The 7,630-nt window shown below is 56.9% G+C and carries 6 protein-coding genes; 4 read left to right on the top strand and 2 right to left on the bottom strand.

Annotation, left to right across the window (positions count from 1 at the left end):
• Positions 1 to 105: hypothetical protein (locus M8014_RS05900; protein ID WP_227895050.1), on the bottom strand; the 105-nt coding region annotated here is incomplete at its 3' end.
• Positions 106 to 318: 213 nt separating this feature from the next.
• Between M8014_RS05900 and M8014_RS05895 the strand changes: the two genes are divergently transcribed.
• Positions 319 to 1,134: a Cof-type HAD-IIB family hydrolase gene (locus M8014_RS05895; RefSeq protein WP_271281603.1), complete on the top strand. Its 816-nt coding sequence runs from the start codon at positions 319 to 321 to the stop codon at positions 1,132 to 1,134.
• Between the two features lie 151 nt (positions 1,135 to 1,285).
• A complete protein-coding gene (locus M8014_RS05890) occupies positions 1,286 to 2,548 on the top strand; it encodes a DUF1479 domain-containing protein (RefSeq protein WP_271281602.1) in 1,263 nt (420 codons plus the stop codon).
• Here M8014_RS05890 and M8014_RS05885 read toward each other — a convergent pair.
• Entirely contained in the window at positions 2,545 to 3,618 is a 1,074-nt protein-coding gene (locus M8014_RS05885; RefSeq protein ID WP_271281601.1) for a LacI family DNA-binding transcriptional regulator, read from the bottom strand. The genes M8014_RS05890 and M8014_RS05885 overlap by 4 nt on opposite strands.
• A 269-nt stretch (positions 3,619 to 3,887) precedes the next feature.
• Between M8014_RS05885 and M8014_RS05880 the strand changes: the two genes are divergently transcribed.
• Together M8014_RS05880 and M8014_RS05875 are read left to right on the top strand one after the other, a co-directional pair.
• Positions 3,888 to 5,189, top strand: coding sequence for an MFS transporter (locus M8014_RS05880; protein WP_271281600.1), 1,302 nt, complete (start codon positions 3,888 to 3,890; stop codon positions 5,187 to 5,189).
• A 17-nt stretch (positions 5,190 to 5,206) separates the two neighbouring features.
• Positions 5,207 to 7,570 carry a glycoside hydrolase family 31 protein gene (locus M8014_RS05875; protein WP_271281599.1) on the top strand — a complete coding sequence of 788 codons (2,364 nt, stop codon included), beginning with the start codon at positions 5,207 to 5,209 and terminating at the stop codon, positions 7,568 to 7,570.
• The last annotated feature ends 60 nt before the right edge of the window (positions 7,571 to 7,630 follow it).

The following is a 7,630-nucleotide window of genomic DNA, read 5'->3' as shown; positions in this document are numbered from 1 at the left end:
ACAGCGGGAAATCAGTTCCGGGTCCAGATAATCGCCCAGAGAAGTCAGAGGGTTACGCAGGGAATCGTAACGGGATACCAGATCAAGAGCCTGTCCAATGTGCATAAAAAAATCCGGAAACGAGTGAGCATTTCCGGATTCTTACACAGCCACTGGATCGATCAACCGATCCTTAACTGATCGGCATTACAACCCTGTTGCCGTTTTGCTTTCACCTCCGCTTCCCGGCTTTTTTGACTTTCATTCGAAATTAAATTTGTGCTCCCCGTCACCTTGTTATTAGAATGTTTCAAACGCAGTGATTCAGGAGCGCAATGTATGACCGTTAAAGTTATCGTCACCGATATGGACGGAACTTTTCTTGATGACGCCAAGCAGTACGATCGTGACCGCTTTCAGGCGCAATTCCAGCAACTTCAGGCGCGTAATATTGAGTTCGTTGTCGCCAGCGGCAACCAGTATTACCAGCTGATCTCGTTCTTCCCGGAACTCAAATCGCAAATCTCATTCGTTGCGGAAAATGGCGCGCTGGTATTCGATCACGGCGAGCAGATTTTCCACGGCGAACTGACTCAGCATGAATCGCAGGTGGTGTTCGGCGAACTGCTGAAAGATAAGTCCCTGAACTTCGTCGCCTGCGGGCTGCAGAGCGCATACATCAGCGATAAGGCACCAGAAGCGTTTGTCGCGCTGATGTCAAAGCACTACCACCGCTTACAGCGCGTCAGCGACTACCGCGAGATCGACGATGTGCTGTTTAAGTTCTCGCTGAACCTGCCCGACAGCGACATCCCGAACCTGGTCGATGCGCTGCATGTCTCCCTCGACGGGATCATGAAGCCGGTCACCAGCGGGTTCGGCTTTGTCGATCTGATTATCCCCGGTCTGCACAAAGCCAACGGCATCAGCCGCCTGCTGAAGCGCTGGAAAGTCTCCCCGCAAGAGTGCGTGGCGATTGGTGACAGCGGCAACGACGCCGAAATGCTCCGGTTCGTGAACTACTCGTTCGCAATGGGCAATGCGGGCGAGAGCATAAAAGCCCTCTCCCGCTTCCAGACCGACGACAACAACCAGCAGGGCGCGCTGAATGTGATTCAGGCCGTCCTCGATAACACCCCACCGTTCAGCCTTTGATCGTCTCGCCGGAGATCTCTCCGGCGCGTTTCCCTCTTCTTTTCTCAGCCTGTGCACTGCATCAAGTTTTTCAACTTGCATTAACTTATTTTTAACCTAAAGTATCACTTGTAATCACTTTTACTTTCGAATGAAAGATAGCGAGGCTGTTATGTCCTTAACGTTTACCAGTGAAACCTTGCCTGCCGACCACAAAGCGGCGATCCGTCAGATGAAGCGCGAGCTGCGGGCGCAGATTGGCGACGTGCAGGCGGTGTTCGATCGCCTGAGCGACAAGATTGCCAGCCGGGTGGCAGAGATTAACGCCCTGAAAAGCAAAGGCGATGCCGTCTGGCCGGTGATCCCGTTTGCCGACGTGCAGAGCGGTAACATCAGCCCGGCGCAGCGCGAGGCCGTAAAACGCCGCGGCTGCGCGGTGATCAAAGGTCATTTCCCGCGTGAGCAGGCGCTGGCGTGGGATAACGCCATGCTCGACTATCTGGATCTCAACCGTTTCGACGATGTCTACAAAGGACCGGGGGATAACTTCTTCGGCACCCTGACCGCCTCCCGCCCGGAGATCTACCCGATCTACTGGTCACATGCGCAGATGGAAGCCCGCCAGAGCGAAGAGATGGCCCAGGTCCAGTCGTTCCTGAACCGTTTATGGACCTTTGAGAGCAACGGCAAGCAGTGGTTTAACCCGGACGTCAGCGTGATTTATCCGGACCGCATTCGCCGCCGTCCGCCGGGAACCACCTCCAAAGGACTTGGGGCGCATACCGATTCCGGGGCGCTGGAGCGCTGGCTGCTCCCGGCCTATCAGCAGGTCTTCGCCCGGGTCTTCGATGGCAATATCGATCAATACGATCCGTGGAACGCCGCGCACCGTACCGACGTGGAAGAGTACACCGTGGATAACACCACCAAATGCTCGGTGTTCCGCACCTTCCAGGGCTGGACGGCGCTGTCGGACATGATCCCGGATCAGGGCCTGCTGCACGTGGTGCCGATCCCGGAAGCGATGGCCTATATTCTGCTGCGTCCGCTGCTGGATGATGTGCCGGAAGATGAGCTGTGCGGCGTGGCGCCAGGCCGCGTGCTGCCGATTTCCGCGCAGTGGCACCCGCTGCTGATTGAAGCCTTAACCTCTATTCCGGCGCTGGAAGCGGGTGATTCCGTGTGGTGGCACTGCGATGTGATCCATTCGGTTGCGCCGGTGGATGACCAGCAGGGCTGGGGCAACGTGATGTACATTCCGGCGGCCCCGATGTGCGAGAAAAACCTCGCCTACGCGAAGAAAGTCAAAGCGGCGCTGGAGACCGGCGCATCGCCGGGCGACTTCCCGCGTGAAGACTATGAAGCACAATGGCAGTCACGCTTCACGGTTGAGGATTTGAATATCCACGGCAAACGCGCCCTCGGCATGGCTTAATCATCGTACAGCCCTTCACGATCAACGGCGGTGCGTCTTTTACCCTGACGTATCCGCCGTACCGACTCCCGCACCGCCAGCGTACCGTTGAGCAGTAATGTCCCAACCGGCGCTTCCGGGCGCAAAAACCGCTGCTGGAGCATATGCACCGCTTCGGCACCCAGTTCATCCCGCGGAACATGGACTGCTGTTAAGGGTACATCCTGAATCGCCGCCAGATTAAAACCGTCAATACTCATCACCGACACATCCTGCGGAACCCGCAAGCCCTGCTTTTGCAACGCGCTGATCGTCCCTGCGGCCATAAAATCGCCCCCCACCAGAAAGGCGGTCGGCAGATTTTTCGCCGGGGTTTGGCTGAGCCATTCGCTGACCCGTTGCTCGGTTTCTTTGGCACTGAAGCTCGGCACCACCAGCAGATCGCGTTTATCGTGGAACCGGAGATTGCGCGACTGCCACGCGTCCCGGATGCCCGCCAGACGCAGCTCCATGGTGTAACGACGCAGACAGAGCACATTGACCACTTCACGATGCCCCATTTCAAACAGGTATTCTGCTGCCAGCTCGCCGATAGCACGGTGATCGGGTGCCACCGCCGGCAGACGCATCCGCCGATCCCGACAGTTAATCAGCATGCAGGGTTTACCCACATCCACCGCCAGATCGTGAATATGCGGATCGTCTATCCCCAGCAAGATCGCCGCCTGGGTGTCAGCCTCGTTCATGCGCGCCAGAAACAGCTGGGCATCGCCGTCATTCTCTTCCAGCGCGCAGTAACGCAGCCTGACTTCATGCGATGCCAGCCCTTTACTCACGCTCTGGATCACCCGGTAATAAAAGATGTCGGACCGCTCGTCAAACGCCCGCTGAGGGGCGAAGACCATCAGGCTATTCAGCAGCAAACGCCCGGCCGCCATCCCGTCCATCACCCCCAGCTCGCGCGCACATTCCAGCACTCTTTTGCGCGCTTTTTCGCTGGTGTTAGCCTTCCCTGCCAGCACCCTCGAAACGGTGCTGATGGAGAGCTGGGTACGGGCGGCGATTTCGGCGATTTTTAGCCTTTTTTCCATTTTGTGATCTTCCCCCGAATGTTAAATGAATAAATTTTCACAACGCTAAAACCGCTCAATAACGCATTTAATTATCATACTTACCGTGTATTAAGAATAGATATGAAAAAACTTGCACAAAACTCACTATTTCTCGTTCTCGTTCTGTCTTAAGTTCAATTTGTCACACCACTCCCATACTAGTTGTATAGCAACAACACTTAAAACTGATAAAGCGGTGTGACACCTCAACCTACATACCCTGCAGTCCGTCTTGTGGAGACCGAAGAATGAGTCAGGACATCAATCACACCGTCGCGGTCGGTAAAACCCGCCGCGTCATTAAAAATCTGCGCTGGTATGTTCTGGTGCTGTTTTTGCTGGGCGTTACCGTTAACTACATCACCCGTAACTCCTTAGGCATCCTCGCCCCCGAGCTGAAAGAGAGTATGGGGATCACCACCGAACAATATTCATGGATTGTCGGTGCCTTCCAGATTGCCTATACCCTTTTCCAGCCACTGTGCGGGTGGCTGATCGATGTGATTGGCCTGAAAATTGGCTTTATGGTCTGTGCCGGTATCTGGGCACTGATGTGTATTCTTCACGCCGGGGCAGGCAGTTGGCTGCATCTGGCGATCCTGCGCTTCTTTATGGGGGCGTCGGAAGCGGCCGCCACCCCCGCTAACGCCAAAACCATTGGTGAATGGTTCCCGAAATCAGAACGTCCGATCGCCGCAGGCTGGGCGGGCGTGGGCTTCTCGGTTGGGGCGATGCTGGCACCGCCGATTATTTACTTTGCCCATGCCTCTTTCGGCTGGCAGGGTGCGTTTATGTTTACCGGCGTACTGGCCCTGCTGTGGGTGATTTTGTGGTGGGCGTTCTACCATAATCCGGAACAACACCCGAACCTGGGCAAGGACGAACTGGCCTTCATCCAGCAGGATAACGAGCCGCCTGCGGTAAAACTGCCTTTCCTGACTGCGCTAAAAACCGTCTCGAAAAACAAACGCTTTTACGGTATCGCCATCCCGGCCTTTATGGCCGAGCCGGCCTGGGCCGTGCTGAGCTTCTGGGTACCGCTGTATCTTGCCAAAGAACACGGCATGGACCTGAAACAGATTGCGATGTTTGCCTGGCTGCCGTTCCTGGCCGCCGATCTTGGCAGCGTCGCCAGCGGTTATCTCACCCGTCTTTACACCCGCCTGTTCGGCTGCTCCCGCGTGAACTCGGTGGTCGCCAGCTCCGTCACCGGCGCATTTTTGATGATCTCGCTGGCAACGGTGGCCATTACCCGCGACCCGTATATCACCATTGCGCTGATCTCCATCGGTGGGTTCGGCCACCAGATTATCTCCTGCATGCTCAGTGCGCTGGTCGTCGAGTCGTTTGATAAAGGTCAGATGGCGACCGTCAACGGGATGCGCGGCTCGGCGGCGTGGATCGCCAGCTTCCTGTTCTCTCTGTTAATTGGTGTGACCGCCGACAAAATCGGCTTCAACCCGCTCTTTATTGCCATGGGTTTCTTTGACCTGATTGGCGCTGTTTTCCTGGTGGCATTTATTGCTGAACGTCGCGCCAAGCGCGCCTGATAGTGGATGTGATACATATGAAGACCCTGAAAAACTGGACCCTGGATAAGCAGTCAGCGAACCATCTGGAACTGCTGGTCGATAATCAGCACCGCCTGTGCGTGTATGTGCTGGAAGAGAATCTGTTCCGCGTGCTGATTAAGCGCAAAGGCGAGCTGGCGCTGGATAAAACCTGGAGCATTGCTCCGCAAAAAGATGTGCCGTGGGAAGGCCGTTCTCGTGAAGATCTTAGCGGCTTTACCTGCCCCTCCTGGACGTTGACCCACACGGACGAGGTCCTGACCGTCGCCACTGAGCACCTGCGCGTGACCGTCCACCAGCCGCTGTGGCTGGAGTGGCAGTATCGCAATGAGGCCGGTGAGTGGCAGGAACTGGTTAACGACCGCCCCACCAGCGCCTATCTGCTGAACGCTCACGGCGACGGCGTCGCACACTACCTGAGCCGTCGTAAAGACGAACGCTTTTACGGCCTGGGCGAGAAAGCGGGTAATTTGCAGCGTAACGGCAAGCGCTTTGAGATGCGCAACCTGGATGCGATGGGTTACAACGCGGCCAGCACCGACCCGCTGTACAAGCATATTCCGTTCACCATCGCCCGCCGCGATGACGTGAGCTACGGCCTGTTTTACGACAACCTCAGCAGCTGCTGGCTGGATCTGGGCAACGAGATCGACAACTATCACACCGCCTACCGCCGCTGGCAGGCCGAAGCGGGCGATATCGATTACTACATTTTTACCGGCAAACGCGTGCTGGATGTGACCAAGGCGTTTGTTCGCCTGACCGGCAAAACGCTGTTCGGGCCAAAATGGAGTCTCGGTTACAGCGGCTCGACCATGCACTACACCGACGCGCCGGATGCGCAAAACCAGCTGATGAACTTTATCCGCCTGAGTGAAGAGCATGCCATTCCATGTGATTCGTTCCAGCTGTCGTCGGGCTATACCTCTATTAACGGTAAGCGCTACGTCTTTAACTGGAATTATGACAAGGTGCCGCAGCCGAAGGTGATGAGCCAGGCGTTTCACGATGCCGGGCTGAAGCTGGCCGCTAACATCAAGCCGTGTCTGCTCCAGGATCACCCGCGCTACAACGAAGTGGCGGAAAAAGGACTGTTCATTCGCGACTCTGAAACCGACGCGCCCGAGCGTTCAAGCTTCTGGGATGACGAAGGTTCGCACCTCGACTTTACGAATCCAGGCACGGTCCAGTGGTGGCAGAACGGCGTCACCACCCAGCTGCTGGAGATGGGGATCGACGCCACCTGGAACGATAACAACGAGTTTGAAGTATGGGATGGCGAAGCCCGCTGCCACGGGTTCGGGCAGGAAATTGCGATCAAGCATATTCGCCCGGTGATGCCGCTGCTGATGATGCGCGCCTCGATGGAAGCGCAGCAGCGTTTTGCTCCGGATAAACGCCCCTACCTGATCTCCCGTTCCGGCTGCGCCGGGATGCAGCGCTACGTGCAGACCTGGAGCGGCGATAACCGTACCAACTGGGACACCCTGCGCTATAACACCCGCATGGGGCTGGGTATGAGCCTGTCCGGACTGTTTAACGTGGGCCACGATGTTGGCGGCTTCTCCGGCGATAAACCGGACGCGGAACTGTTCGTGCGCTGGGTGCAAAATGGCGTGATGCATCCGCGCTTTACCATCCACTCGTGGAATGACGATCGTACGGTGAACGAGCCGTGGATGTATCCGGGCGTGACGCCTGCCATTCGTGGCGCAATTGAGCTGCGCTACCGCCTGCTGCCGTATCTGTATACCCTGCTCTGGCAGGCTCACGCCGACGATGAACCGATGCTGCGCCCGACCTTCCTCGATCACGAGCATGACGAGCAGACATTCGAAGAGTGCGATGATTTCCTGCTGGGCCGCGATCTGTTAGTCGCCAGCGTCGTCGAGGCCGCCCAGCGCGAACGTCGTATCTGGCTGCCGGACAATGAAACCGGCTGGTACGATTTCTATACTCACGAATGGTTCTCCGGCGGTCAGTGGATCGTTCGCGACGCACCGCTGGAAAAACTGCCGTTAATGGTTCGCGCCGGTGCCGGTCTGCCGCTCAGCGAACGTATCACTCATGTGAGCGCCGAGAAAGACAACACCCGCGAACTGCAATTGTTCCCGGTAAAAGGCGTGGGGACAACCTCTGGTCTGCTGTTTGAAGATGATGGCGAAAGCTGGGGCTACCAGAAAGGCAATGCGCTGTGGCTGGAATGGGAAATGGTGTGCGATGGCGCAACCATCAATCTGAACGTGGCCTCTCGCGGGGATTATCGCCCGGCCTGGAAAGCGCTTAAGGTGTCGTTACCTGCGGGGGAAAAACGCCAGCTGCGGGTGAACGGCGTTGAAGGGAGTGAGTGGGTGGTGTAACCGCCCCTCACCCCGACCCTCTCCCCATAGGGGTGAGGGTGAAAAACGCACCGAGCGGTC

The organism is Silvania hatchlandensis, from assembly GCF_025564065.1.
GTDB lineage: Bacteria > Pseudomonadota > Gammaproteobacteria > Enterobacterales > Enterobacteriaceae > Enterobacter > Enterobacter hatchlandensis.
Note: the sequence above shows the minus strand (reverse complement) of the source record. Positions and strands in the feature narration are given on the sequence as shown.